21 protein-coding genes and 1 pseudogene are annotated in these 23,147 nt (G+C 55.5%); 16 read left to right on the forward strand and 6 right to left on the reverse strand.

Annotation, left to right across the window (positions count from 1 at the left end; translation table 11 throughout):
- The 9 genes from tssI to A6013_RS07720 form a co-directional block, all read left to right on the forward strand.
- Positions 1-2,118: type VI secretion system tip protein TssI/VgrG (gene tssI / locus A6013_RS27525; protein WP_254677881.1), on the forward strand; the 2,118-nt coding region annotated here is incomplete at its 5' end.
- Between the two features lies 1 nt (position 2,119).
- Positions 2,120-2,626: a hypothetical protein gene (locus A6013_RS25120; protein ID WP_223824751.1), complete on the forward strand. Its 507-nt coding sequence runs from the start codon at positions 2,120-2,122 to the stop codon at positions 2,624-2,626.
- A gap of 55 nt (positions 2,627-2,681) precedes the next feature.
- The gene (locus A6013_RS07690) at positions 2,682-3,275 is read left to right on the forward strand and encodes a hypothetical protein (RefSeq protein ID WP_180216842.1); all 594 of its coding nucleotides are present in this window, start codon (positions 2,682-2,684) and stop codon (positions 3,273-3,275) included.
- 3 nt (positions 3,276-3,278) lie between these two features.
- Complete coding sequence (locus A6013_RS07695; protein ID WP_069732816.1) at positions 3,279-4,355, forward strand: hypothetical protein; 1,077 nt, start codon at positions 3,279-3,281, stop codon at positions 4,353-4,355.
- Positions 4,356-4,428: 73 nt separating this feature from the next.
- Positions 4,429-4,869 (forward strand): DcrB-related protein, encoded by a 441-nt coding sequence (locus A6013_RS07700; RefSeq protein WP_047366812.1) that lies wholly within the window; start codon positions 4,429-4,431, stop codon positions 4,867-4,869.
- 3 nt (positions 4,870-4,872) lie between these two features.
- Positions 4,873-9,288 (forward strand): RHS repeat-associated core domain-containing protein, encoded by a 4,416-nt coding sequence (locus tag A6013_RS07705; RefSeq protein ID WP_248035326.1) that lies wholly within the window; start codon positions 4,873-4,875, stop codon positions 9,286-9,288.
- A gap of 8 nt (positions 9,289-9,296) precedes the next feature.
- Positions 9,297-9,740 (forward strand): DUF6386 family protein, encoded by a 444-nt coding sequence (locus tag A6013_RS07710; RefSeq protein WP_063437391.1) that lies wholly within the window; start codon positions 9,297-9,299, stop codon positions 9,738-9,740.
- Between the two features lie 433 nt (positions 9,741-10,173).
- Positions 10,174-10,416 (forward strand): hypothetical protein, encoded by a 243-nt coding sequence (locus A6013_RS27530; protein ID WP_248035325.1) that lies wholly within the window; start codon positions 10,174-10,176, stop codon positions 10,414-10,416.
- Positions 10,403-10,828 (forward strand): hypothetical protein, encoded by a 426-nt coding sequence (locus A6013_RS07720; protein WP_063437393.1) that lies wholly within the window; start codon positions 10,403-10,405, stop codon positions 10,826-10,828. The genes A6013_RS27530 and A6013_RS07720 overlap by 14 nt, the downstream gene beginning before the upstream one ends.
- Before the next feature lie 59 nt (positions 10,829-10,887).
- On the opposite strand, the gene ychF is transcribed toward A6013_RS07720, so the two are convergent.
- Positions 10,888-11,982 (reverse strand): redox-regulated ATPase YchF, encoded by a 1,095-nt coding sequence (ychF, locus tag A6013_RS07725; protein WP_003856650.1) that lies wholly within the window; start codon positions 11,980-11,982, stop codon positions 10,888-10,890.
- A 126-nt stretch (positions 11,983-12,108) separates the two neighbouring features.
- Positions 12,109-12,693, reverse strand: a complete 585-nt coding sequence (gene pth, locus A6013_RS07730) for an aminoacyl-tRNA hydrolase (RefSeq protein WP_008499504.1) — start codon at positions 12,691-12,693, stop codon at positions 12,109-12,111.
- 274 nt (positions 12,694-12,967) lie between these two features.
- Between pth and ychH the strand changes: the two genes are divergently transcribed.
- Together ychH and A6013_RS07740 are read left to right on the forward strand one after the other, a co-directional pair.
- On the forward strand, positions 12,968-13,243 hold the full coding sequence (gene ychH / locus A6013_RS07735) for a stress-induced protein YchH (protein WP_028013466.1): 276 nt from the start codon (positions 12,968-12,970) through the stop codon (positions 13,241-13,243).
- 121 nt (positions 13,244-13,364) lie between these two features.
- Positions 13,365-14,423: a MerR family transcriptional regulator gene (locus tag A6013_RS07740; RefSeq protein ID WP_069732818.1), complete on the forward strand. Its 1,059-nt coding sequence runs from the start codon at positions 13,365-13,367 to the stop codon at positions 14,421-14,423.
- Here A6013_RS07740 and dauA read toward each other — a convergent pair.
- The 4 genes from dauA to lolB form a co-directional block, all read right to left on the reverse strand.
- Positions 14,409-16,088, reverse strand: coding sequence for a C4-dicarboxylic acid transporter DauA (dauA, locus tag A6013_RS07745; protein WP_069732819.1), 1,680 nt, complete (start codon positions 16,086-16,088; stop codon positions 14,409-14,411). The genes A6013_RS07740 and dauA overlap by 15 nt on opposite strands.
- Before the next feature lie 124 nt (positions 16,089-16,212).
- The gene (prs, locus tag A6013_RS07750) at positions 16,213-17,160 is read right to left on the reverse strand and encodes a ribose-phosphate diphosphokinase (protein ID WP_003856663.1); all 948 of its coding nucleotides are present in this window, start codon (positions 17,158-17,160) and stop codon (positions 16,213-16,215) included.
- A 125-nt stretch (positions 17,161-17,285) separates the two neighbouring features.
- On the reverse strand, positions 17,286-18,155 hold the full coding sequence (gene ispE, locus A6013_RS07755) for a 4-(cytidine 5'-diphospho)-2-C-methyl-D-erythritol kinase (RefSeq protein WP_028013463.1): 870 nt from the start codon (positions 18,153-18,155) through the stop codon (positions 17,286-17,288).
- Positions 18,152-18,763 (reverse strand): lipoprotein insertase outer membrane protein LolB, encoded by a 612-nt coding sequence (gene lolB / locus A6013_RS07760; RefSeq protein ID WP_069732820.1) that lies wholly within the window; start codon positions 18,761-18,763, stop codon positions 18,152-18,154. The genes ispE and lolB overlap by 4 nt, the downstream gene beginning before the upstream one ends.
- Positions 18,764-18,964: 201 nt before the next feature.
- Between lolB and hemA the strand changes: the two genes are divergently transcribed.
- The 5 genes and pseudogenes from hemA (at position 18,965) to sirB1 (ending at position 23,118) form a co-directional block, all read left to right on the forward strand.
- Positions 18,965-20,221: a glutamyl-tRNA reductase gene (hemA, locus tag A6013_RS07765; protein ID WP_021240361.1), complete on the forward strand. Its 1,257-nt coding sequence runs from the start codon at positions 18,965-18,967 to the stop codon at positions 20,219-20,221.
- 41 nt (positions 20,222-20,262) lie between these two features.
- Positions 20,263-21,345 (forward strand): peptide chain release factor 1, encoded by a 1,083-nt coding sequence (gene prfA / locus A6013_RS07770; protein ID WP_021240360.1) that lies wholly within the window; start codon positions 20,263-20,265, stop codon positions 21,343-21,345.
- A complete protein-coding gene (gene prmC, locus A6013_RS07775; RefSeq protein ID WP_069732821.1) occupies positions 21,345-22,175 on the forward strand; it encodes a peptide chain release factor N(5)-glutamine methyltransferase in 831 nt (276 codons plus the stop codon). Before prfA ends, prmC begins: the two co-directional genes overlap by 1 nt.
- A gap of 8 nt (positions 22,176-22,183) precedes the next feature.
- A pseudogene (locus A6013_RS27535) lies at positions 22,184-22,267 on the forward strand (siroheme synthase); the annotation flags it as partial.
- Between the two features lie 41 nt (positions 22,268-22,308).
- Positions 22,309-23,118: an invasion regulator SirB1 gene (gene sirB1, locus A6013_RS07780; RefSeq protein WP_028013460.1), complete on the forward strand. Its 810-nt coding sequence runs from the start codon at positions 22,309-22,311 to the stop codon at positions 23,116-23,118.
- Positions 23,119-23,147 lie beyond the last annotated feature (29 nt).

Raw genomic sequence — 23,147 nt, forward strand, 5'->3', positions numbered from 1 at the left:
GAAGAGGGCATCAGCCAGTGGGCGCTGGAGGACAGCGTGACGCCGGGGATTTACAGCCTCGACGACTATGACTTCCGCAAGCCGAACGCGTGGCTGTTCCAGGCCCAGCAGAACCCGGCGTCGCCGAAGCCGGGCAGCATCGACGTGTACGACTGGCCGGGTCGCTTTGTGGACAAAGGTCACGGGGAGTTCTATGCCCGTATCCGTCAGGAGCGCTGGCAGGTTGAGCACCAACAGATTCAGGCCACCGCCACGGCGGCGGGGATAGCGCCAGGGCACACCTTCACGTTAACCAACGCCCCGTTCTTCAGCGACAACGGGGAGTATCTGGTGACGGCGGCGGGCTACCACTTCGAGGAGAACCGCTACGCCAGCGGCGAGGGGGAGACCATACACCGTACCGATTTCACGGTCATTCCGTCGGCGGTGGTTTACCGTCCGGCGCAGAGCACGACGTGGCCACGCACCTACGGCCCGCAGACCGCGAAGGTGGTGGGGCCGAAGGGCGAGAGTATCTGGACGGACAAATATGGCCGGGTGAAGGTGAAGTTCCACTGGGACCGGCTGGCGAAGGGCGATGACACCAGCTCCTGCTGGGTTCGCGTGTCGAGCGCGTGGGCGGGCCAGGGCTACGGCGGGGTGCAGATCCCGCGCGTCGGCGACGAGGTGGTGGTGGACTTTATCAACGGCGACCCGGACCGTCCGATTATTACCGGCCGCGTGTATAACGACGCGAGCATGCCGCCGTGGGCGCTGCCGGCTGCGGCGACGCAGATGGGCTTTATGAGCCGCACGAAAGGGGGCTCNGGCGACGAGGTGGTGGTGGACTTTATCAACGGCGACCCGGACCGTCCGATTATTACCGGCCGCGTGTATAACGACGCGAGCATGCCGCCGTGGGCGCTGCCGGCTGCGGCGACGCAGATGGGCTTTATGAGCCGCACGAAAGGGGGCTCCGTGGACAACGCCAACGCCCTGCGCTTTGAGGATAAAGCGGGCGCAGAACAGGTATGGATCCAGGCCGAGCGCAACATGGACACCAGCGTTAAAAATGATGAAACGCACAGCGTCGGCGGGGCGCGCAGCCATTATGTGAAGAAAAATGAGCTGCATCGTGTGGAAGCAAACCAGACTCAAGCGGTGAAAGGTGGAACCGAGATCCTGACGGGGAAAGGCAAGCTGGATGCGGCGGTAGAGCAGTTTGTTATTGCTTCCGGGACGAAGCTGAGGCTGGTCTCAGGTGAAAGCGCCATAGAGCTTAACGCTAACGGCAAGATTAACCTGATTGGCAAAGAGTTTAACTTCTTCGTTGAGGGAGATGGGTATATCACCACGGGCGGTAAGCTGCATCTGAATACCTCGGGAACCAAGCCGGGCACAACGGCACCGGGATCGGGGCATAAAGGGGATATTGATGCGGCGGTGCAGGCGAAGTTTTCGCCGCAAGAGAGCGCTAGTCGTCCTGCCCCCGCTGCGGCTCCAGCAGCAGGCCAATCGAAACCTGCTCCAGCTTCGGCGTCAACAACAGCCCCGCCTTTGAAAGGGAATTATGTTTATAAAAACAATCCGAATAGCTCAGACGTTATGCCTTTCAATGATGATGTTGTTAAACAAATCAACAAGTCACCGACCCTTCAAACTCAGCTAAAAGATTTGAAAGACAAGGGATGGGCGATTCAACCAGGTGCGACTGGAGGGGGAAGTTATACTGATTCGGATAATAAACTGATCGTTATGGATCCCGAACACATGGAAGACACGGCCAATACAGTACAAACACTGGCTCATGAAGCAGGGCATGCAACATATCCTGTTCCAGCGGACTATTCTAGTAAAGAAAATTTCGTTAACAGCCAGCTTATGGATGAAGGTGGTGCAACCTTGAATAATATTAAAATACAGCGTGAAATTCTGGGAAATGGCGGTATTGATATTGATATAGCAGGAAGCCCGGAAAATCTCAAAGCTTACAATGCAGCCTATGATAAAATGGTAAGTGGAGAGCTGTCGCGGGTTGACGCTGCAAAAGCTATAGGTAAAGTCTACGGTAAAGGCGAAATAGCTTCGGGTACCGATCTCAATTACAGCGATTATTACGGGGGGTTCTATGGTAAGTAGAATGACAAAAAATACCATCCTCTTTTTGCTCCCACTATTTTCATCTTTTTCTTACGCAGGACAAAAAAACATGAACCAAGATTCGTTATGGAATATTGTTAAAGAACTCAAAACAGTCTGGGGAAAACAGACCGAGGATGTCAGTAAACTTTTCCATCAACCACTGGTCCAAAAAAATCCAGAAGTGAAAGACCGATATACGTCAGTTCCATTCACATTATCTGATGGAACTCGTATCAGCGATTTAGATGTTCGTTTATGGGGAAATGGAGATAATAGTGTTTCACTTATCTCGTTTGTAATCGAACAGCCTTGCATTACGCTCGAACAAGTCAAAACTCATTTCCCTGATGTTAAAATTTCTAACATTCCTCGTGGGAATACCGCAGGACAATCAGTTGGATACCGAACCGTTACTGATGAGAGAGGACTTGCATGGGCATTTAGTTTTCCGGTAATGAACCAGGAATGCCTAAATAGAGTCGTTATGTCGCGTTACGATCGTTAATAAGTGTTGTGTTTTCATGCCGGCACGGATATTTCGCTGCCGGTTTGCAGTATTCATGAAAAGCGTAATTTACATCAAGTTAGTGACGATAAACGTGAAAAAACACACGCCTATATTTCTTTGTTTTTCCCTGATGTTTAGTTGTCTGAGTAGCAATGTGGTTTTGGCAGAGGCTATGCCGCCCGTTCTGACAAAAAAGGATTTTTCCGTGAAGGTCAAAGACCAGTCCATCGCCCTGGGCGACAGATGGGCTCCTAATATCGCGCTTAAATTTGACGTGCCGGTGGAAGGCAGTTTTACCGGTGAGGTTCCTTTTGACGGAACTAATTATAAATTCTTCCAGCATCAAAGGGCTGGGTTAGAAATATTCAGTTCCAATCTCTGGTGGGATAAAGCGGAAAGAAGCGTTGATGATTATATCGTGTCTCAAATTACGGTGACTGCCGAAGGCTTCGCAACGCCGCGTGGTATCCATGTGGGTTCAACGAGAGAGGAATTGAACAGCGCATACGGTACCGGTCAGGTCGACAATGATTCGGGGGAACAGTGGATTACCTACGAGTTGGGTAAAAAAGCGCTCTCGTTTGAGATGAAAGACGGCGACGTTTTGAAAATAACCATGAATTACAACAATGGCTCTTCAGAGTAATTTATGAGCAAAAAACATTTGGCAGCCATATTGTTCACCGCTTTATTGACAGGTCTCGTTGAAACGTCAACGGCGCTTGAATTATCCCAATACAACAAGCTCGATACGGTCAGTCAAATCGTTAACGACAGCGAAGTGACTGACAATCTCAGGAAAACGCTGGGAAATCATTACCAGACCTTTATTGATAACTTTGATGTCTTCGGTGAACCGCATACCACCACAGGTGGCGGATTGTTTGTTGAAGGCTGGTTAAAAGATCTCTATCAGGAGAATGCATCCGCGCTGGTCATCAATCCTGACGGCAAAATCTTTGCAGCCTGGGTGGTTCCGACGTCGGACGTTATTCATTACCAGTCATCTGATAATAGCCCGGTTATTCATGCCGATATTCAGCAGTGGGCAGCCAGATTTGATGCGATGCATTTTGCAACGTTCGGCCAATCAAAACTCGTATTTGACGGGGAGTGGGCTGGCGAATACAAGAACGACTCGACGTTAACCCTGCGGTTAGCTGAATCAGACAACCGGATCATCGGCTCTTATTGCTATATCTCCCAGAGAGGAAACCGCATAGATTGCCCGGAAGATGATGAGCAAAATCTTAGCGGTACGATCGCTGGCAATCGTGCCAGCGTTGAGTTCAACTCATCGTTTGGCGGCGTAGGTGGACGGGCTGTTCTGGAAATAAAGGGGCGTGAAATGGAATGGCGTTTAGTTACTCCTCCTCAAAAAGGAAATTACTATGCCCCGCTGCGGTATACATTACGTAAAGCCGCTTCGGTTCAAAACGCGGAAACCAGAAAACTGGACACCGATAAATTAACTATTTCGCTGATAAACAAATGCGGCCATTTTGAGAGCAAATGTGACGAGATGGTTTATCTCGGCGTGCGCAAAAGCGATAACAGTACGATCTCCTTAAGGGGTAAAACGTTACACGACTCCGCAGGTAAAATAATCGGCTCAACGTACAAGAATGGCGAGATCGCTTATACCGTGACGTATGCACCTGTGAAATTGGTTGTCAGCAAAGGCAGTCATGTTTTAGTCGAACAGTCAGGTCAGTGGCTTAAATAAAAAAGCCAGCCAAAAGGCCAGCATGGATTGGCCTCTTTTGTTTCTCTCAATATTAATCATCCCGAGTTCACTTATGAAATACACCCTCCAGGAAGGTTCATTTTCCCTTTTTCCTGCTGCCTGGCAGGATAACAGCATGAACATCATTCGCGATGACGAAAGCGGGCTGTCCGTGGTGGTCAGCCGCGGCGTTATCCCGGACGGCAGCGACTACGAACAAGAGTTTCACCGCCAGTGGGACGTGCTGCGTCCTCAGATGGGTGAGATTGCCCAGAGCGAATTCCGGAGCGTAAAAGCCGGGCCTGATGGAAAAATTAGCGGACTGGAAGTCGAGACCACCTTTGACCGCAACGGGCAGCGTCTGTGGCAAAAACAGCTGGCCGTGCAGACGCCGGGCAAACCGGTATTGATGATTTTTACCCTCTCGGCACTCAGAGCATTCACTGAAGAGGACGAGGTGCGCTGGAGCGCGCTTAAGCAGAGTCTGACGCTAAACGACAACCGGAATGTGTAAGGCATGAGCGATAACAACGCGGCCCGCAAGGGCGACGAGATTATTCACTCCAGCATTTTTGCTGACATCACCAGCATTGTGGCGGAAGGTGCCGCCTATGCGGTGATCGGTGCGGCGGTAGGGCTGGCGGCTACGGCTGCGGCGCCACTGCTCGGTGCCGGAGCCGCCGCAGCGGGCGTGGCGGCGATTGGGTCCAGCTGTCTGTTAAGCGGAATTATCGGTGGTGTGCTGGCGAACGTGGCGGGGATCACAGACGATATCAGCAATGCCGCGGAAGGGTTAGGTAATGCGCTTTTCCCGCCGTCGCCTGCGGGCAAAATCACCACCGGTTCGAACAACGTTCTGACCAACGCAATCCCTGCCGCGCGCGCGGCAGGCACGCTCACGCCCGCCGATACCCCGCCCCCTGAGCCGCAGTCGCCGGGCAGCTTTGCCGATTACGCGGGCATGCTGCTTTCCGCCGCCGGACAGTTTGGCAGCGAAATGTGGCAGCCGAGCGTGGCCTCTGCCGCTGCGGGAACCTCGCCGCTGGAAGAAGACAAGGTGGCGTGTGAAAAACACTCCGGGCCGCAGTATCTGGCGGAAGGCTCCAAAAGCGTCTTCATCAACGGCCAGCCTGCGGTGCGCGCGAAAGATCGCACCACCTGCGAAGGCACCGTTTCCGACGATGTCTCTCCTAACGTGATCATCGGCGGGGACACGCTCACGGTCCGCGATATCAAAAGCGGTAAAACGCCGGGTCTGGCGCTGGGGATGATTGCGCTCTCCCTGCTGCGCGGGCGTCCGGGCAAGATCCTGAAAAACATGCCCTGCGCGCTGGCGGCGGCAGGCGGTGGGATGCTGGCGGATATGGCGGTGAATGCCGTGTTTGGCTCCTCGCACCCGGTTCACGCCGCCACCGGCGTGAAGGTGCTGAATGACGACGACGAGCTCGATTTCTCGCTGCCGGGGCGCTTTCCGCTGCGCTGGCAGCGCAGCTATAACAGCCTGACCACCCGCGAAGGGCTGTTCGGTCTGGGCTGGGCTACAACCTTTGACAGCTATCTGACGCTGGAAGATAACAATGCGACCTGGTTCGATGAAACCGGGCGCGAGCTGAGCTTTGAACTGCCGCCTGTCGACCAGGCGTTTTACAGCATCAGCGAAGGCATCATTATCCGCTGCAATGAGAGCGGCGACGTGGCGATTGCCGACGATGACGGCGCGGTGTGGCGTCTGTACAAACCGACCCGGGCGAATCCATCCATCCTGCGTCTGGCCTCCCTCAGCGATGAATACGGCAACGCGCTGCTGACGGCGTGGGACGAGTACGGCAGGCTGGTTGGTCTTCACGACGAGCCGCGGGCGATAGACGTCACCCTGCGCTATGAAGATGAGCGTTTCCCGCAGCGGGTTACCGCAGCCAGCCATTTCGACGGCAACCAAACCTGGCCGCTGATGCAGTGGGGCTACGATGCGCGCGGCCAGCTGGCGAGCGCGACGGACGCCTCCGGCGTGGTGACGCGTGAATACCGTTACAACGACCACGGCCTGATGGTCTGGCACCGCTTGCCGGGGGGGCTGGAGAGCGAATACCGCTGGAAACAATTCGATCACTGGCGCGTGGTGGAAAACCGCACCAGCACCGGCGATGGCTGCCGCTTTAGCTACGATTTAGACGCGGGGTTGACGACCGTCGAGCACTACGACGGCCAGACGCGACGCCACTACTGGAACGCGCAGAATCTGATTGTGCGTTACGTCGACGAGCGCGGTGAAAACTGGCGCTACGAGTGGGACGATAACGAGCTTCTGACGCGTCGCATCGATCCGCTCGGCAATGCCGTCACCTTCGTCTACGACGAGATGGGCAACCGGGTGCAGGAAACCGATGCCGACGGCAATACCCGCACTACCACCTGGCTGGAGCACCGCGCGCTTCCCTCGGCCATTATCGAAGCCGACGGCAGCGCCACCCGCTTCTGGTACGACGAACACCACGGGCTGAAGCGCGTGGTGGATCCGCTGGGGCAGACCACGCAGCTGCGCCGGGACGAGTTTGGCCAGGTTGTGGAAGAGATCGATGCCGCCGGCAACAGCCGCTATCAGGAGTACAACGAGGCCGGGCAGATTGTCCGTTCGACGGACTGTTCCGGGCGTATTACCCGCTATCGCTATCACCCGCTGGGCTGGCTGGTGGCTGAGACAGGCGCCGACGGTGAAGAGACGCGCTACCGCTACGACGCCGCAGGGCGCCCGGTGCAGCTCGATCGCCCGGAAGGCTGGACGGAGTCGCTCAAATGGAACGAACGTGGCCTGCCGGTGAGGCACGCGGGCGCCGACGGGAAAGAGAGCGAGTTCAGATACGATGAGGCGGGGCGCTTAACCGCCACCCGTAATACGCAGGGTGAAGAGGTCCGTCGCCGCTGGGACAGCCGCGGGCGTCTGATTGCCCTGGAAAACGAAAACGGCGAAGCGTACCAGTTCCGCTGGGGCGCTGACTCGCTGCTGCTGGAAGAGGTAGGGCTTGATGGCGTGGCCTCACAGTATCGCTATGACGCCTGCGGACGCACGATTGCGCGCACGTTTGCCGCCGGTCATCCGGAAGCTATCACCCACGCCTTCGCCTGGAGCGCGAGCGGCCAGATGGTCGCCCGCACCACGCCAGAAGGGCAGACCCGCTACCACTACACGCCGTCCGGGCTGTTAAGCCGCATTGGGCTGCATCCGGCGCTTTCAGCCGACGCGTGGAGCACCGAGGCGGAGCAGGAGCTCGCCTTTGAGTATGACGCGCTCGGCCGCGTGACGAGCGAAGCGGGCGAGCATGGTGAGCTGGCGTGGGGATATGATGCGCTGGGCAATCGCACCTCCGTCACGCTGCCCGATGGCCGCGAGCTGAAACAGTTCTACTACGGCAGCGGGCATCTGCTCAGCATTGCCCTCGATAAGCTGTCGGTCTCCGACTTTACCCGCGACGAGCTTCACCGTGAAACCAGCCGCACGCAGGGGCTGCTGACCACCCGCAGCGAATACGATCGTCTTGGCCGACTGCATCGCCGGGACGTCTTTACCGGCAATGCCCAGCGCCCGTCGCCGCGCCGCTGGTCCCGCCGCTGGGATTACGATTACCGTAATAACCTGGTGAGGGAAGAGCGGGACGATAACCCGTTCAGCTGGTACCGCTGGCAGTACGACAGCGCCGGGCGTCTGCTGGTTCAGGACGGCACGCTACCCGGCCAGGAGCAGTGGCGCTGGGATGCAGCCGGTAACCCGCTGGAAGGCTCTGCTGAGAAGGTCACGCACAACCGCCTGATGCAGCTCAACGGCATTCGCTGGCGCTATGACGTCCACGGACGCACCGTGGAGAAAGATAACGGCCAGACCCGCTGGCACTACCGCTACGACGGTGAGCACCGCCTGACGGAGGTGGTCAGCCAGCCGCGGGATCGCAACAGGCCGCAGACGCAGGTCAGCTTCCGCTATGACCCGCTCGGGCGACGCATCAGCAAAACGCGACGCCAGATGCTGGGTGGACAGCCAACCGGCAAGCCGGTCACCACCCGGTTTGTCTGGGAAGGGTTCCGCCTGCTGCAGGAAGTTCACGGGGATGTGCCGCTCACCTACGTCTACAGCGATCAGGACAGCTACGATCCGCTGGCGCGTATTGATGGCTTGGAAGCGCCGGAGATCTTCTGGTTCCACTGCCAGCCCAACGGCACGCCGGAGCGGATGACGGATAGCGAAGGGCAGGTGCGCTGGGAAGGCGTGAACAGCGCCTGGGGCAAGCTGCTGCGGGAAAGCGAGACGCAGCTATCAGGATATTCCCAGAACCTGCGGATGCAGGGGCAATACCTGGACCGTGAGACAGGGCTGCACTACAATCTATTCCGGTATTACGACCCGGATTGCGGAAGGTTTACGCAGCAGGACCCGATAGGGCTGGCGGGGGGGATAAACCTTTACCAGTATGCGCCGAATGCGCTGGGGTGGGTGGATCCGTGGGGGTTGAGTAGGTGTTCTGGAGGTACCCGCTTAACTGTCAATAAACCGAAGATTTTAAGCAGCACAAAGCTGTCATCAACTGAGAGAAAATTCCTCGAAAGACAGTTTATGAAAAAAATGAATGCTTTAAACCGAGCGGCTCAAAGAGGAGAGTTAGTTTGGTCTCCTGGCACCCATGAGGTTAGGATTTCATCTTTGCAAAGTTCTTACAGGCAGGCTGTTTCTGCACGTTTTGAAAAAATGTTTGGTTCAGCACCTGATCTAAGTAAGTTAAACGCTGATCATCCTGTTGATTTAATTGTTGGAGGTTCGCCTACACAAAGATTACAAATGCTGAATGAAACTATTAATAAAAGTGTAGGTAGTTCTTTGAAAAATGCAGGCAGAAAGGCGGGGCTTCAGCCCGGAGATGCCATCAGTGAAATAATATTTCAATAGGGGGTAAAATGAATAAATCTATTAATATACAGACGGATACTGCCACATTAGTGATTTATGATTTGATGTCATTAAAGCATAGGATTAATGATGATGCAGATTGGTGGAGTCTTCCAGAAGATGAAGTTGAAGAAATAAATAAAGGGAATGTATTATTTCTCAATCTTGGAGATGATGGTAACTATAAAGTTGATATTAAAAGTGACATTGGTGAATATACCGGATCGTTATTTTTAAACGTACCTACTGGAAAGGTTTTCATAGGGGCGGGAGAGGATGTCACTGGAGGAGATCTGGAGCCAGATGATTCAGATGCTATTTCAGGCGAGTTTATTACTTTAGAACCAGGTAGTTACGAGGTTAAATATAAAAAGCATGGTTCAGATGTGCTAATTTCCTTTACAAAAGCAACGTTTACTGAAAACTCATTAGAAGAGGGTGTTTACCTCTGAATGAAAATCCACGCCCTGGCGTGGATTTTTTCATCCAAAAAAATGTTAAATAATTAATTAGTTCACTACGTGGCCATTTTTAACACTATTTTTTTTCCTTCTGCACGCATCTTGCTTGCTTTTTTCGCGCCTTGCTTACCCTTGTGTTCAATAAGCTGTCAGTATACTCGCGACGAACAACTCTACCCTGAGTAAAGCCCCCAGTGGCGGCTGATCCCCGTAGCGAGTAAGACCGCCTTGGGCGATGGCATCGCCGGGACGTCTTTACCTGCAATGTCAGAAATTTATGGGAAGACCCCCGGGAAAAAACAGTAAAACTTGACGTGAAGTAATTGCACGAATGCGAGGAGAAAGACGTATTCATGGTACGGGCGATAGGATGCAATTTAAAAGCTCAACTGATGGTAAATGGTACCGTATTCAGGATGCGGACATGGCTCATTTAACAGATGCAGTTAAATACTGGAATCAGAAGGGTGGCTACTATGGTCCTAAATCTCGTGAGGTCAGAGCCTTTATGAGAGATTCCAGGAAGTATGAGCTTGAATATTATGGCACAATCGGTCTCAGGGAGCAGTGCTACCGGAAAGATATAAAGATTCCCTTGATTTTATTGGCCCAAAGGAAAAGTCCCAATATTTCCAATGAAGGAGCATTGTTCCATGAAAGATCTTGAAGACCCAAAAATTGAATCCAAAATTAACTCCTTTGTTGAAAAAGGAAACGAGTTTCACGATGACAAAAAATACGCCGAGGCTTTAGAGCAATACCAAAAAGCATGGCAAGCTCTCCCTGAACCAAAGCTTGAATGGGAACTCGCCAACTGGATCTCTGCGTGCATGTACAGCGCATATTTTGATCTTGCGGATTACGTTGAGGCAAAGAAATGGGGAGAGACGACTTTACGGACACGTGGATCGGATATAGACACTGCACCGTTAATCGACTTGGGTATGGTCTGTTACGAGTTGAATCAATTCGATGAAGCGTACAAATATTTTAACGATGCTTATAACTACGGCAAAGAGCGTGCGTTTCAGGATAGACCTAAAAAATATCTAGAGTTCTACCTGCGCAAAAGGGGATAAGTTCGTTACTCTATAAAAAAATCCACGCCAAAGCGTGGATTTTTTTCATTCAAAACAAATCAAACGTTAAACAGGAAGTTCATCACGTCGCCATCTTTAACGATGTAATCTTTCCCTTCCGCACGCATCTTGCCAGCTTCTTTCGCGCCTTGCTCACCCTTGTAGGTGATAAAGTCTTCAAACGCGATAGTCTGCGCACGAATGAAGCCCTTTTCGAAGTCGGTGTGGATCTTACCGGCCGCCTGAGGCGCAGTCGCACCCACAGGAATCGTCCATGCACGCACTTCCTTCACGCCAGCGGTGAAGTAGGTCTGCAGGTTCAGCAGCTCATAGCCCGCGCGGATCACGCGGTTCAGGCCCGGCTCTTCCAGACCCAGTTCGGCCATGAACTCTTCACGGTCGGCGTCGTCCAGCTCTGCGATATCGGATTCAACGGCAGCGCAAACCGCCACAACCACAGAACCTTCCGCCGCGGCGATTTCACGCACTTTGTCCAGGTACGGGTTGTTTTCAAAGCCGTCTTCGTTAACGTTGGCGATGTACATGGTTGGCTTCAGGGTCAGGAAGCTCAGGTATTTGATCGCCGCTTTGTCTTCGTCAGTCAGGTTTTTCAGCGCGCGCAGCATGCCCGCGTTTTCCAGCTGTGGCAGACATTTTTCCAGCGCAGCCAGTTCCGCTTTCGCATCCTTATCGCCGCCTTTCGCTTTCTTCTGCACGCGGTGAATGGCGCGTTCGCAGGTGTCGAGGTCAGAGAGCGCCAGCTCGGTGTTGATAACGTCGATATCGTCAGCCGGATCCACTTTGTTGTTTACGTGGATGATGTTGTCGTTCTCGAAGCAGCGCACAACGTGGCCGATCGCTTCAGTTTCACGGATGTTGGTCAGGAACTGGTTGCCCAGGCCTTCACCTTTGGATGCGCCTTTTACCAGGCCCGCGATGTCCACGAACTCCATGGTGGTTGGCAGAATGCGCTGCGGCTTCACGATTTCCGCGAGCTGGTCCAGACGCGGGTCCGGCATTGGCACAACGCCGGTGTTAGGTTCGATGGTACAGAACGGGAAGTTCGCCGCTTCGATACCCGCTTTGGTAAGCGCGTTAAACAGGGTGGATTTGCCCACGTTTGGCAGACCGACGATACCGCATTTGAATCCCATTTCTAAATCACCTTAATATCTTGATAATCAATCCGTTAACGATAACCGATTGATGAAAAGTAAATAACTACGCCTATTATACACGTAACCCGCATGACGCGCGGTAAAAAAGCCGTATCGGGCGGATTATTGCGCTTTGAAAGCGTGTAAGCGATTTGTCGCTTTGGTTAAGCCGTCTTGCAGCCAGATTTCAGTGCAGCGCGCCGCTTCGTCTACCGCCTCGTCAATCAGTTTTTGTTCGGAAACCGGGGGTTTACCGAGCACGAAACCGACAACTTTGTTTTTATCGCCCGGATGGCCAATTCCCACGCGCAAACGGTGGAAATTCGGGTTATTGCCCAACTTGCTGATGATGTCTTTAAGACCGTTGTGACCGCCGTGTCCGCCGCCCAGCTTGAATTTTGCTACGCCAGGCGGGAGATCCAGCTCATCGTGAGCCACCAGAATTTCATCCGGATTGATGCGATAAAACGTTGCCATTGCCGCCACCGCTTTACCACTCAGGTTCATAAAGGTGGTGGGCACCAGCAGGCGAACATCCGCGCCAGCAAGGTTGATACGTGAGGTATAGCCGAAGAATTTTGGTTCTTCACGCAGGGGAGCACGTAACCGTTCGGCCAGCAGATCGACGTACCAGGCTCCGGCGTTGTGGCGGGTGGCCGCATACTCCGCGCCCGGGTTGGCGAGGCCGACAATCAGTTTAATCGTCACGATTCAATTCCTAATGGGTTCCAGATCTGGCGCGTAGTTTACTGTCTGGCGCGCCGCTTGACAAAATTCTGCGGTTATCCCAGCGAAATTCGAATAATTACTCATCTGAACAATTAGAATTTCAAGCTGTTCAACGCCTTATTTGTAAATTTTTGTTTGTGCGTTATCCGTAATTGTGATCATTCACGCAACTCATAAAAGGGGCGTTGTCTATACTTTACACACAAGGATTAGGGGCTTTTCCCCTGACAACCCAAAGTTCCGGAGGTGACATATGAAACGCAAAAACGCTTCGATGCTCGGTAACGTGCTAATGGGGTTGGGACTGTTCGTGATGGTAGTCGGCGTAGGTTATTCCATTTTAAACCAACTGCCGCAACTTGATCTCCCACAATACTTCGCGCATGGCGCGGTATTGAGCATCTTCCTCGGTGCAGTATTGTGGCTCGCCGGGGCGCGCGTAAGCGGACATGAGGAAGTCTGCGATAAATACTGGTGGGTGCGCCACTACGACAAACGCTGTCGTCGTGACCAGCATAAGCACAGCTAGTGCCTGATTAAGAACATCGAAACGACTCCATCCGGAGTCGTTTTTTTTTGCATAGCATATTGACCCTCACGTAACGTAAGGCTCCAGAGTGGTGGCACTGGCAAAGTAAAAAGGAGCAGTTATGTTGATTCAGGTGGGTGAGCTGGCGAAACGAGCCGGTATCACCGTGCGGACATTGCATCACTACGAGCAAACAGGGCTGTTGCTGCCTTCTGCCAGAAGCGCGGCAGGTTACCGGCTTTACAACCTGGCGGATGTCCAGCGTCTGCACATGATCCAGGCGCTGGCAAAAGCGGGGCTGGAACTTGCTGAAATCAGGGATTTTCTGGAAAAGGAGTCGCTGTCGTTGACCGAGCTACTCGATGCGCAAATCACGCTGCTGGATAAACAGCTGCGCAGCATACACACGCTGCGCGACCGGCTGGTGGAGCTGCGTACCGGGCTTACCGACGATGCGACGCCGGATCTGGAGTCCTGGCTACAGACTCTGGAGTTAATGAATATGTACGATCGCTGGTTTAGCAAAGAAGAGTTACAGCAGCTGCCGTTTGCGGTACAGAAGGATGCGCTGGCGGCTATCTGGTCAGGGCTGGTGGCAGAGGCTAACGCGCTGCTGGAACAGGATATACCCGTTACTGACACGCGGGCGATGGATCTGGCGACGCGCTGGATGGAACGTCTTGAACAGGACACGGCGGGCAAGCCGGAGTTTCTCACCCGGCTGAACGAGATGCACAGCGTAGAGCCACAGATGCAGGCGCAGACCGGCATCACCCCGGAGATGACAGATTACATCACGCGCGCGTTTGCGGAATCTAAGCTCAGGATATGGGAGAAGTATCTCACTGCCGAAGAGATGGCCTTTACCCGGGCACATTATTTTGACCGCATGATGGAGTGGCCGCCGCTGGTGGCGAAACTGCATCAGGCGCAGCGTGAAAATACCGATCCTGCCTCGGCGGAGGCGCAAAAGCTGGCTGAAAACTGGCTGGCATTGTTCCAGTCCTACGCAGGCACCAACCCCGAGACCCAGCAAAAGTTTCGTACGGCTATGCAGCAGGAGCCGCATCTGATGAAAGGAACCTGGATGACGCCTGCCGTGCTTGCATGGCTCCAGCAGGCGATCGGGGTGATGATGCAGAGACGTTTCTCTGCATCAGATAATTCACAGATCCGCTAACGCGGCTTCACGGTTAGGATAAAAGGCAAGGCGGCCAGGGATCGGCTGCACGCCCGCACGCGCCATGGTGCGCAGGTGCTGGAATTCCAGGTTGCTGACCCGCAGCTCGCAGCCTTCCGGCAGACGTGCAACAAAGCGCTGGAAGGCATCCAGACCACCGGCATCCAGAACCGGGACGGCATCCCACTTCAGCACCACAACCCGTTTCCCCGCGATGCGGGACTCCAGATCGCTGAACAATCCTTCCGCCGCGGCAAAGAAGAGCGGGCCAATCACGCGCAGCACCAGCACATCCTCAGGCACCTCCACGTTAACCGGCGAGAGGCGCGTCATCTGCGCGATGCGGCGCATAAATAGCAGGGACGCGAGCACGATCCCGACGCTGATGGCGATAACCATATCGAACAGCACGGTCAGCGACATGCAGATCAGCATCACGATGATGTCGTCTTTCGGCGCACGGCGCAGCAGATTCACCACCTTATGCGCCTCGCTCATGTTCCAGGCCACCATCAGCAGCAGGGCGGCCATGGCGGAAAGCGGCAGCCAGGAGAGCAGTGGGGCAAGGATCAGCAGCGCCAGAATCACCAGCACGGAGTGGATAACCGCTGAAACGGGGGAGGTCGCACCTGCGCGCACGTTTGCCGCAGAACGGGCGATGGCTGCCGTGGCGGTAATCCCGCCAAAGAATGGTGCGATGAGGTTGCCTAAGCCCTGACCGACCAGTTCGCTGTTGGCTTTGTGCTTGGTGCCGGTCATGCCGTCGAGCACCACAGCGCACAGCAGGGATTCAATCGCTCCCAGCATCGCCATAGAGAACGCGGCGGGCAGCAGGGCGCGAAGGGAATCCCAGCTCAGGGTGAAGCTCGAACCAGGCATGTCCCACGGCAGCACCAGCTGCGGCAGCAGCTGTGGAATGCCGTTACCCTGCGAACCGTCCGCCAGAACATAGTGGAACTGCGAGCCGATAGTCGCGACATGACCACCGAACATATTGACGACAGCCATCACCGCGCAGCCCAGCAGCAGGGCGGGCAGATGGCCCGGCAGGCGAATACCGAGGCGAGGCCAGACGATCAGCGTCCCCAGGGTGACTATTCCGATGGCGGCGTCGCCCAGGTTGGCCGTTGGCAGCGCCATAAACAGCGCCACCACTTTTTGTAAATAGTGCTCCGGGACGTGGGGCATCTGCAGACCGAGAAAATCTTTGATCTGCATGGTTCCGATGGTGATCCCAATCCCCGAGGTGAACCCCAGCGTCACGGAAAGGGGAATATATTCAATCAGGCGACCAAAACGGGCCAGACCGAACAGAATCAAAAAGACGCCGGACATCAGGGTGGCAACCAGCAGGCCTGCCAGACCAAACTGTTGTGAAACCGGGTAGAGGATCACCACAAAGGCGGCGGTCGGGCCGGAGACGCTGAAGCGCGAGCCGCCCGTCAGGGCAATAACAATCCCGGCAACGGCCGAGGTATACAGACCGTACTGTGGCGCAACGCCGCTGCCAATCGCCAGCGCCATCGCCAGCGGGATGGCAATAATTCCGACGGTGATCCCGGCAATCAGGTCACGGATAAAGCGTGACGAGGTGTACTTCTCTTTCCAGCAGGCGTCGATGAGGGCGCGAAAGGGCAGAACATGTGAGGAGGCTACGTTTTTCACAATTATCTATCATCCGTGTGCGCATCATCTGTCATGTGAATGGCAGGTGAAGGAGGCATTAATCATACAAATAAAACCCAGAGACAAAAAAACCCGCCGCAGCGGGTTTTTTGGCCGTGTTCGATTAGTGTTCGAACATTGCAGAGATGGATTCTTCGTTGCTGATACGACGAATCGCTTCGGCCAGCATCCCGGACAGGGTCAGGGTACGCACGTTTGGCAGTGCCTTGATCTCGTCGCTCAGTGGGATGGTATCGCATACCACAACTTCGTCAATGACGGAGTTGCGCAGGTTGTTCACGGCATTACCGGAGAAGATCGGGTGGGTCGCGTAAGCGAACACGCGCTTGGCACCGCGCTCTTTCAGCGCTTCAGCAGCTTTACACAGCGTACCGCCGGTATCGATCATGTCGTCAACCAGCACGCAGTCGCGGCCAGCCACGTCACCGATGATGTGCATCACCTGAGAAACGTTAGCGCGCGGACGACGCTTGTCGATGATCGCCATGTCGGTATCGTTCAGCAGCTTAGCGATAGCACGGGCACGTACCACGCCGCCGATATCCGGAGAAACCACGATTGGGTTATCCAGGTTCAGCTGCAGCATGTCTTCCAGCAGGATTGGGCTGCCGAATACGTTATCAACCGGGACGTCGAAGAAGCCCTGGATCTGCTCTGCGTGCAGGTCAACGGTCAGTACGCGGTCAACGCCGACGCTGGACAGGAAGTCAGCGACAACTTTTGCGGTGATTGGCACACGCGCGGAACGGACGCGACGGTCCTGGCGGGCATAACCAAAGTAAGGGATAACAGCAGTGATACGGCCTGCGGAAGCGCGACGCAGAGCGTCGACCATAACAACCAGTTCCATCAGGTTGTCGTTTGTTGGAGCACAGGTGGACTGGATGATGAAAATATCACCACCGCGTACATTTTCGTTGATTTGTACGCTGACTTCGCCGTCGCTAAAGCGACCTACGGCGGCGTCGCCGAGGGAAGTGTACAGGCGGTTGGCAATACGTTGTGCTAGTTCCGGGGTGGCGTTACCAGCAAAAAGCTTCATATCAGGCACGAGAAGAACCTCAGGCATGCGTCCAGTGGTGGATAGCGTTCGCCGCAAACTGCGGGGCCTAAGCGAAGGCTATCCAGGCGGTGTATTAAAGAGCGCGATGCAACGTCTGGAACAGGGTGACGTTGTCACCGAAACTCAGTCTGCGCCAGAATGGCCTGCTGTAGGGGGGAGGTGTTCATCCCGCGCGCTACAAAACCATGCAGCCAATCCGGCGCTTGCTCAAGCACCTGACGGGCAGCGGATTCGGTGTCAAATTCAGCAAAGACACAGGCCCCTGTACCGGTCAGGCGCGACGGCGCGTATTCTAACAGCCAGGAAAGCACCGCATCAACCTCGCGAAAACGTTTTCTTGCGATATCCTCGCAATCGTTGCTGAATTCACAATTTAATAACGTTTCTATTGACCGTACCGGGGTATTTCTTTTCAGGTCAGGATCTTTAAAGATGACCGGGGTCGGAATGCTCACGCCGGGGTGGGCAACCAGATACCATTTCTCCGGCGGGTTGACCGGGGAGAGGATCTCGCCCACGCCCTCGGCAAAGGCCGCGTGGCCGCGAACAAACACAGGGACATCTGCGCCCAGCGTTAAGCCCAAACCAGCCAGTTCATCCGTCGACAGCCCGCAGCCCCAGAGGTGGTTCAGCGCAACCAGCACGGTGGCGGCGTTGGATGAGCCCCCGCCGAGACCGCCACCCATCGGCAGACGCTTCTCAATGCGGATATCCGCACCGCTTCCCGCCGGCAGACGGCCCGACTCCGCGGCGGCTTTCATCAGCAGGCGCGCGGCGCGGACGATCAGGTTGTCCTCATGCGCCACGCCGTCGACCGGCGTCAGCAGGCAAATCTGCCCATCCTGACGCGGCTCGATGGCAATCGTGTCGCCATAGTCAATAAACTGAAACAGCGTCTGCAGAGTGTGATAGCCGTCAGCACGCTGGCCGGTGATGTATAAAAACAGGTTCAGTTTTGCCGGAGAAGGCCAGTGGGTCATCATTTAACGATCCAGTTGTCCATTTTCAGCTTGATGCGCTGGCTGCCCTGGGTCAGCTCCATGTTTGATGGCAGCGACGGTTTACTCTTGCTGTCATAGGCGCTGTACACCACTTTCCAGGTTTTGCCGTTCTGGATGTAGTTGACCTGGCTCAGACGGTATTGATCGTCAAGCGTATAGTCGGTCGCTTCGCCCGGCAGGCCGAGGATCCACTGGCGCAGGCTGTTCAGTGGAATTGGCATCCCGGTCAGCTTGCCAATCATCTCTTCGGCATCGGTCGCCGTGTAGTGCTGGCCTTTGTTATCGGTGATCTGCGCTTCGCCCGGTTTGGCCATAAGCTCCAGCTCGGTGCTGCCAAGCGGGTTCAGCAGCAGCAGGCGATAGTTGTCCTGCCCCGTTTGCTGCCAGAAGAAGCGGGCATAAACCTTTTGTTCGTCAGAGAGATACGCGAAGGCGCCGCGCGTCTGGTACTGCTTCAAATTAAGGACGTCCTGCTGGTGCTGACGCCACTGCGGTGAATCAGGGCTTTTGCCCGGGCCTTTTGGTTGGGTGACAGTACAGGCGGTCAGAACCAGTGCTGCCAGCGGCAGCAGGCGAATCAGTCGGGTCATAATGAGGACAAATCCTTGAGATACGTTGCAGTTATAACTGTTAATGCTAGCGCCCCGCAGTGCTACCGTCTACGTTCAAATTATCTCAAAGCGTTGAGTAACCTATTACTCCGAAAGGAGGCGGTCTCTTTTATTGATCTCGCGCATCCTGTATGATGCGTCCTGCTAACCTTATTAACGCTGGTACTACTCCCGCTCAACATGACCCTATTAGCACTCGGCATCAACCACAAAACGGCCCCGGTTTCGCTGCGAGAACGCGTTACGTTTTCGCCGGATACGCTTGACCTGGCGCTGGACAGCCTGCTTGCACAGCCGATGGTGCAGGGTGGCGTGGTGCTTTCGACGTGCAACCGTACCGAGCTGTATTTGAGCGTGGAAGAGCAGGATAACCTGCACGACGCGCTGATCCGCTGGCTATGTGACTACCACAATCTCAACGAAGACGAGCTGCGCAACAGCCTGTACTGGCATCAGGATAACGATGCGGTCAGCCATCTGATGCGCGTCGCCAGCGGTCTGGATTCGCTGGTGCTGGGCGAGCCGCAGATCCTCGGCCAGGTAAAAAAAGCCTTCGCAGATTCCCAGAAAGGACATCTCAAGGCCAGCGAGCTGGAGCGTATGTTCCAGAAGTCCTTCTCCGTGGCGAAGCGTGTGCGAACCGAAACCGACATTGGTGCCAGTGCGGTTTCTGTTGCTTTCGCGGCCTGTACCCTTGCACGGCAAATCTTTGAATCCCTGTCGACCGTCACCGTGATGCTGGTAGGCGCGGGCGAAACCATCGAGCTTGTGGCGCGCCATCTGCGCGAGCATAAAGTGAAAAAGATGATTATCGCGAACCGCACCCGCGAACGCGCGCAGGTGCTGGCGGATGAAGTGGGTGCCGAGGTGGTTGCGCTGAGCGATATTGATGAACGTCTGAAAGAGGCGGACATTATTATCAGCTCTACCGCCAGCCCGCTGCCGATCATCGGTAAAGGGATGGTGGAGCGTGCGCTGAAATCCCGCCGTAATCAGCCAATGCTGCTGGTGGATATCGCCGTTCCGCGCGATGTTGAGCCAGAGGTTGGCAAGCTGGCTAACGCCTATCTTTACAGCGTGGATGACCTGCAAAGCATTATTTCGCACAACCTCGCCCAGCGTAAAGCGGCGGCGGTGCAGGCGGAAACCATTGTTGAGCAGGAAACCAGCGAATTTATGGCCTGGCTGCGCGCGCAAAGCGTCAGCGAGACCATCCGCGAGTACCGCGGGCAGGCGGAGCAGGTGCGTGATGACCTGACTGCCAAAGCGTTAGCGGCCCTGGAACAGGGCGGCGACGCGCAGGCGATTATGCAGGATCTGGCGTGGAAGCTGACCAACCGCCTGATCCATGCGCCAACCAAATCTCTTCAACAGGCTGCCCGTGACGGGGATGATGAACGCCTGACTATTCTGCGCAACAGCCTCGGGCTGGAATAGCGCCCTATACCCATTTTCTAAGACAAGGTGCACTTACGCCTATGAAGCCTTCTATCGTCGCTAAACTGGAAGCTCTGCACGAGCGCCATGAAGAAGTACAGGCGCTGCTCGGCGATGCCGGGACTATCGCAGACCAGGAACGTTTTCGCGCGCTTTCGCGTGAATATGCGCAGTTGAGTGATGTATCAAAATGCTTTACCGACTGGCGACAGGTTCAGGAAGATATTGAAACCGCGCAGATGATGCTCGACGATCCTGAGATGCGCGAGATGGCGCAGGAAGAGCTGCAGGATGCAAAAGCGCGTTCCGAAGAGATGGAGCAGCAGCTTCAGGTGCTGCTCCTGCCGAAAGATCCGGACGATGAACGTAACGCGTTTGTCGAAGTGCGCGCCGGTACCGGCGGTGACGAAGCGGCGCTCTTTGCCGGGGATCTGTTCCGCATGTACAGCCGCTACGCCGAATCGCGCCGCTGGCGCGTGGAGATCATGAGCGCCAACGAAGGCGAACATGGCGGCTACAAAGAGGTTATCGCCAAGATCAGCGGCGACGGCGTATACGGTCGTCTGAAGTTTGAATCCGGCGGTCACCGCGTGCAGCGCGTTCCGGCCACCGAATCTCAGGGCCGCATTCATACCTCCGCCTGTACGGTGGCGGTGATGCCGGAGCTGCCGGAAGCGGAACTGCCGGACATCAACCCTGCGGACCTGCGCATCGACACCTTCCGCTCCTCCGGGGCGGGCGGTCAGCACGTTAACACCACCGACTCCGCCATCCGCATTACCCACCTGCCGACCGGCATCGTGGTGGAGTGTCAGGACGAACGTTCGCAGCACAAAAACAAAGCCAAAGCGTTGTCCGTGCTGGGCGCGCGCATCCACGCGGCGGAAATGGCGAAGCGTCAGCAGGCTGAAGCCTCTACGCGTCGTAACCTGCTGGGCAGCGGCGATCGCAGCGACCGTAACCGCACCTACAACTTCCCTCAGGGGCGCGTAACCGACCACCGTATCAACCTGACCCTGTACCGTCTGGACGAGGTGATGGAAGGGAAGCTGGATATGCTGATTGAGCCTATCGTGCAGGAATACCAGGCCGACCAGCTGGCGGCGCTGTCCGAGCAGGAATAATGGATTTTCAGCGCTGGTTACGTGAGGCGGCCGCTGAGCTTTCCAAAAGCGAAAGCCCGAAGCGCGACGCCGAAATTTTGCTTGAGCATGTGACGGGTAAAGCCCGCACGTACCTGCTGGCATTCGGCGAAACTGAGCTGACCGCAGAGCAGGAAGCACGGCTCGCCGCGCTGCTTGCCCGCCGTAAATACGGCGAGCCGGTGGCCCACCTTGTCGGTGAGCGCGAGTTCTGGTCGCTACCGCTTTACGTCTCGGCGGCAACGCTGATCCCGCGTCCGGATACCGAGTGTCTGGTTGAGCAGGCGCTGGCACGTTTACCCGCAGCGGCCTGCCGCATTCTCGATCTCGGGACGGGAACAGGTGCTATCGCGCTGGCGCTGGCCAGCGAGCGGCCTGACTGCGATGTAACGGCAGTGGATGTGATGCCCGACGCGGTGGCGCTGGCGCTGCGTAACGTGGAACGTCTCGGGCTCAGCAACGTAACGGTGCTGCAAAGCAGCTGGTTTGCCGCGCTGGAGAACCGCTCATTTGCGATGATTGTCAGCAATCCTCCTTACATTGACGAACATGATCCGCACCTTGTGCAGGGAGATGTTCGCTTCGAACCGCTAACGGCGCTCGTGGCCGCCAACGCGGGATTAGCCGATCTTGATCACATTGTGACAACGTCACGAGAGCATTTGCTTCCCGGCGGCTGGCTGCTCGTGGAGCATGGCTGGACGCAGGGAGAATCCGTGCGGGCACTGTTTACCCAGGCAGGCTACGCCGCTGTCGAAACCTGCCGCGACTACGGCGGCAACGAACGCCTGACGCTGGGGCAGTGGTCTTGAGATCCGGGTATCTGCCATTTACTGATAAAGGCGTAAGGCTGACTGAAAGGCAGTTTGGCGTTATCATCTACATCGTTTTGAGTTTTATCGCGCCTGAGCGTCATTGTTCGCTCAGTCGTTACTGGGGTAAGTCATGAGGTCCTTAGCCGATTTCGAATTTAATAAAGTGCCGCTTTGCGATGGCATGATCCTGATTTCGGAGATGATACGCGACGATTTTACGTCGCAGTACGTCTACGATGAGCTGGAGAATCTGGTCAGCCTGGCGCGTGAAGAGATCAATCAGGCGCGCCCGCAGGACTGGCAATTAGAGAAGCTTCTGGAGCTTTTCTACGGCGAATGGGGTTTCTGCGACACGCGTGGCGTGTATCGCCTGTCTGACGCATTATGGCTGGACCAGGTCTTAAAAAATCGTCAGGGCAGCGCCGTTGCGCTGGGCTCTATTTTGCTGTGGGTTGCGCACCGCCTGGATATTCCGCTGGTGCCGGTTATTTTCCCGACGCAGATGATCCTGCGTGCGGAGTGGCTGGACGGTGAGATGTGGCTCATTAATCCGTTTAACGGCGACACACTGGACGAGCATACGCTGGACGTCTGGCTGAAAGGCAACATCAGCCCGGTGGCCGAGCTCTTTAACGAAGATCTCGACGAAGCCGACAACGCCGAAGTCATTCGCAAGCTGCTGGATACGCTGAAGTCAGCGCTGATGGAAGAGCGTCAGATGGAGCTGGCCTTGCGTGCCAGTGAAGTGCTGCTGCAGTTTAATCCGGAAGATCCGTACGAAATTCGCGACCGCGGGCTTATCTATGCCCAGCTCGACTGCGAGCACGTGGCGCTGAACGATCTGAGCTATTTCGTCGAGCAGTGTCCGGAAGATCCGATTAGCGAAATGATTCGCGCGCAGATCAACGCGATCTCGCACAAACAAATTACACTGCATTAATCTTAATTCCGATTCACACCTGAATAAGG

The sequence above is a fragment of the Enterobacter sp. IF2SW-B1 genome (assembly GCF_001743375.1).
GTDB classification, from domain to species: Bacteria; Pseudomonadota; Gammaproteobacteria; order Enterobacterales; family Enterobacteriaceae; genus Enterobacter; species Enterobacter bugandensis.

Bases quoted from the DNA above. Each gene is read 5' to 3' on its own strand.
- A6013_RS07710 (WP_063437391.1), top strand. From the start codon at position 9,297: ATGAATAAATCTATTAATATACAGACGGATACTGCCACATTAGTGATT.
- lolB (WP_069732820.1), bottom strand. From the start codon at position 18,763: ATGACCCGACTGATTCGCCTGCTGCCGCTGGCAGCACTGGTTCTGACC.
- sirB1 (WP_028013460.1), top strand. From the start codon at position 22,309: ATGAGGTCCTTAGCCGATTTCGAATTTAATAAAGTGCCGCTTTGCGAT.
- prmC (WP_069732821.1), top strand. From the start codon at position 21,345: ATGGATTTTCAGCGCTGGTTACGTGAGGCGGCCGCTGAGCTTTCCAAA.
- ychF (WP_003856650.1), bottom strand. From the start codon at position 11,982: ATGGGATTCAAATGCGGTATCGTCGGTCTGCCAAACGTGGGCAAATCC.
- A6013_RS07700 (WP_047366812.1), top strand. From the start codon at position 4,429: ATGAAATACACCCTCCAGGAAGGTTCATTTTCCCTTTTTCCTGCTGCC.
- ispE (WP_028013463.1), bottom strand. From the start codon at position 18,155: ATGATGACCCACTGGCCTTCTCCGGCAAAACTGAACCTGTTTTTATAC.
- prfA (WP_021240360.1), top strand. From the start codon at position 20,263: ATGAAGCCTTCTATCGTCGCTAAACTGGAAGCTCTGCACGAGCGCCAT.
- A6013_RS07705 (WP_248035326.1), top strand. From the start codon at position 4,873: ATGAGCGATAACAACGCGGCCCGCAAGGGCGACGAGATTATTCACTCC.
- A6013_RS07695 (WP_069732816.1), top strand. From the start codon at position 3,279: ATGAGCAAAAAACATTTGGCAGCCATATTGTTCACCGCTTTATTGACA.
- A6013_RS07720 (WP_063437393.1), top strand. From the start codon at position 10,403: ATGAAAGATCTTGAAGACCCAAAAATTGAATCCAAAATTAACTCCTTT.
- A6013_RS27530 (WP_248035325.1), top strand. From the start codon at position 10,174: ATGGCTCATTTAACAGATGCAGTTAAATACTGGAATCAGAAGGGTGGC.
- A6013_RS25120 (WP_223824751.1), top strand. From the start codon at position 2,120: ATGACAAAAAATACCATCCTCTTTTTGCTCCCACTATTTTCATCTTTT.
- A6013_RS07740 (WP_069732818.1), top strand. From the start codon at position 13,365: ATGTTGATTCAGGTGGGTGAGCTGGCGAAACGAGCCGGTATCACCGTG.
- hemA (WP_021240361.1), top strand. From the start codon at position 18,965: ATGACCCTATTAGCACTCGGCATCAACCACAAAACGGCCCCGGTTTCG.
- A6013_RS07690 (WP_180216842.1), top strand. From the start codon at position 2,682: ATGAAAAGCGTAATTTACATCAAGTTAGTGACGATAAACGTGAAAAAA.
- ychH (WP_028013466.1), top strand. From the start codon at position 12,968: ATGAAACGCAAAAACGCTTCGATGCTCGGTAACGTGCTAATGGGGTTG.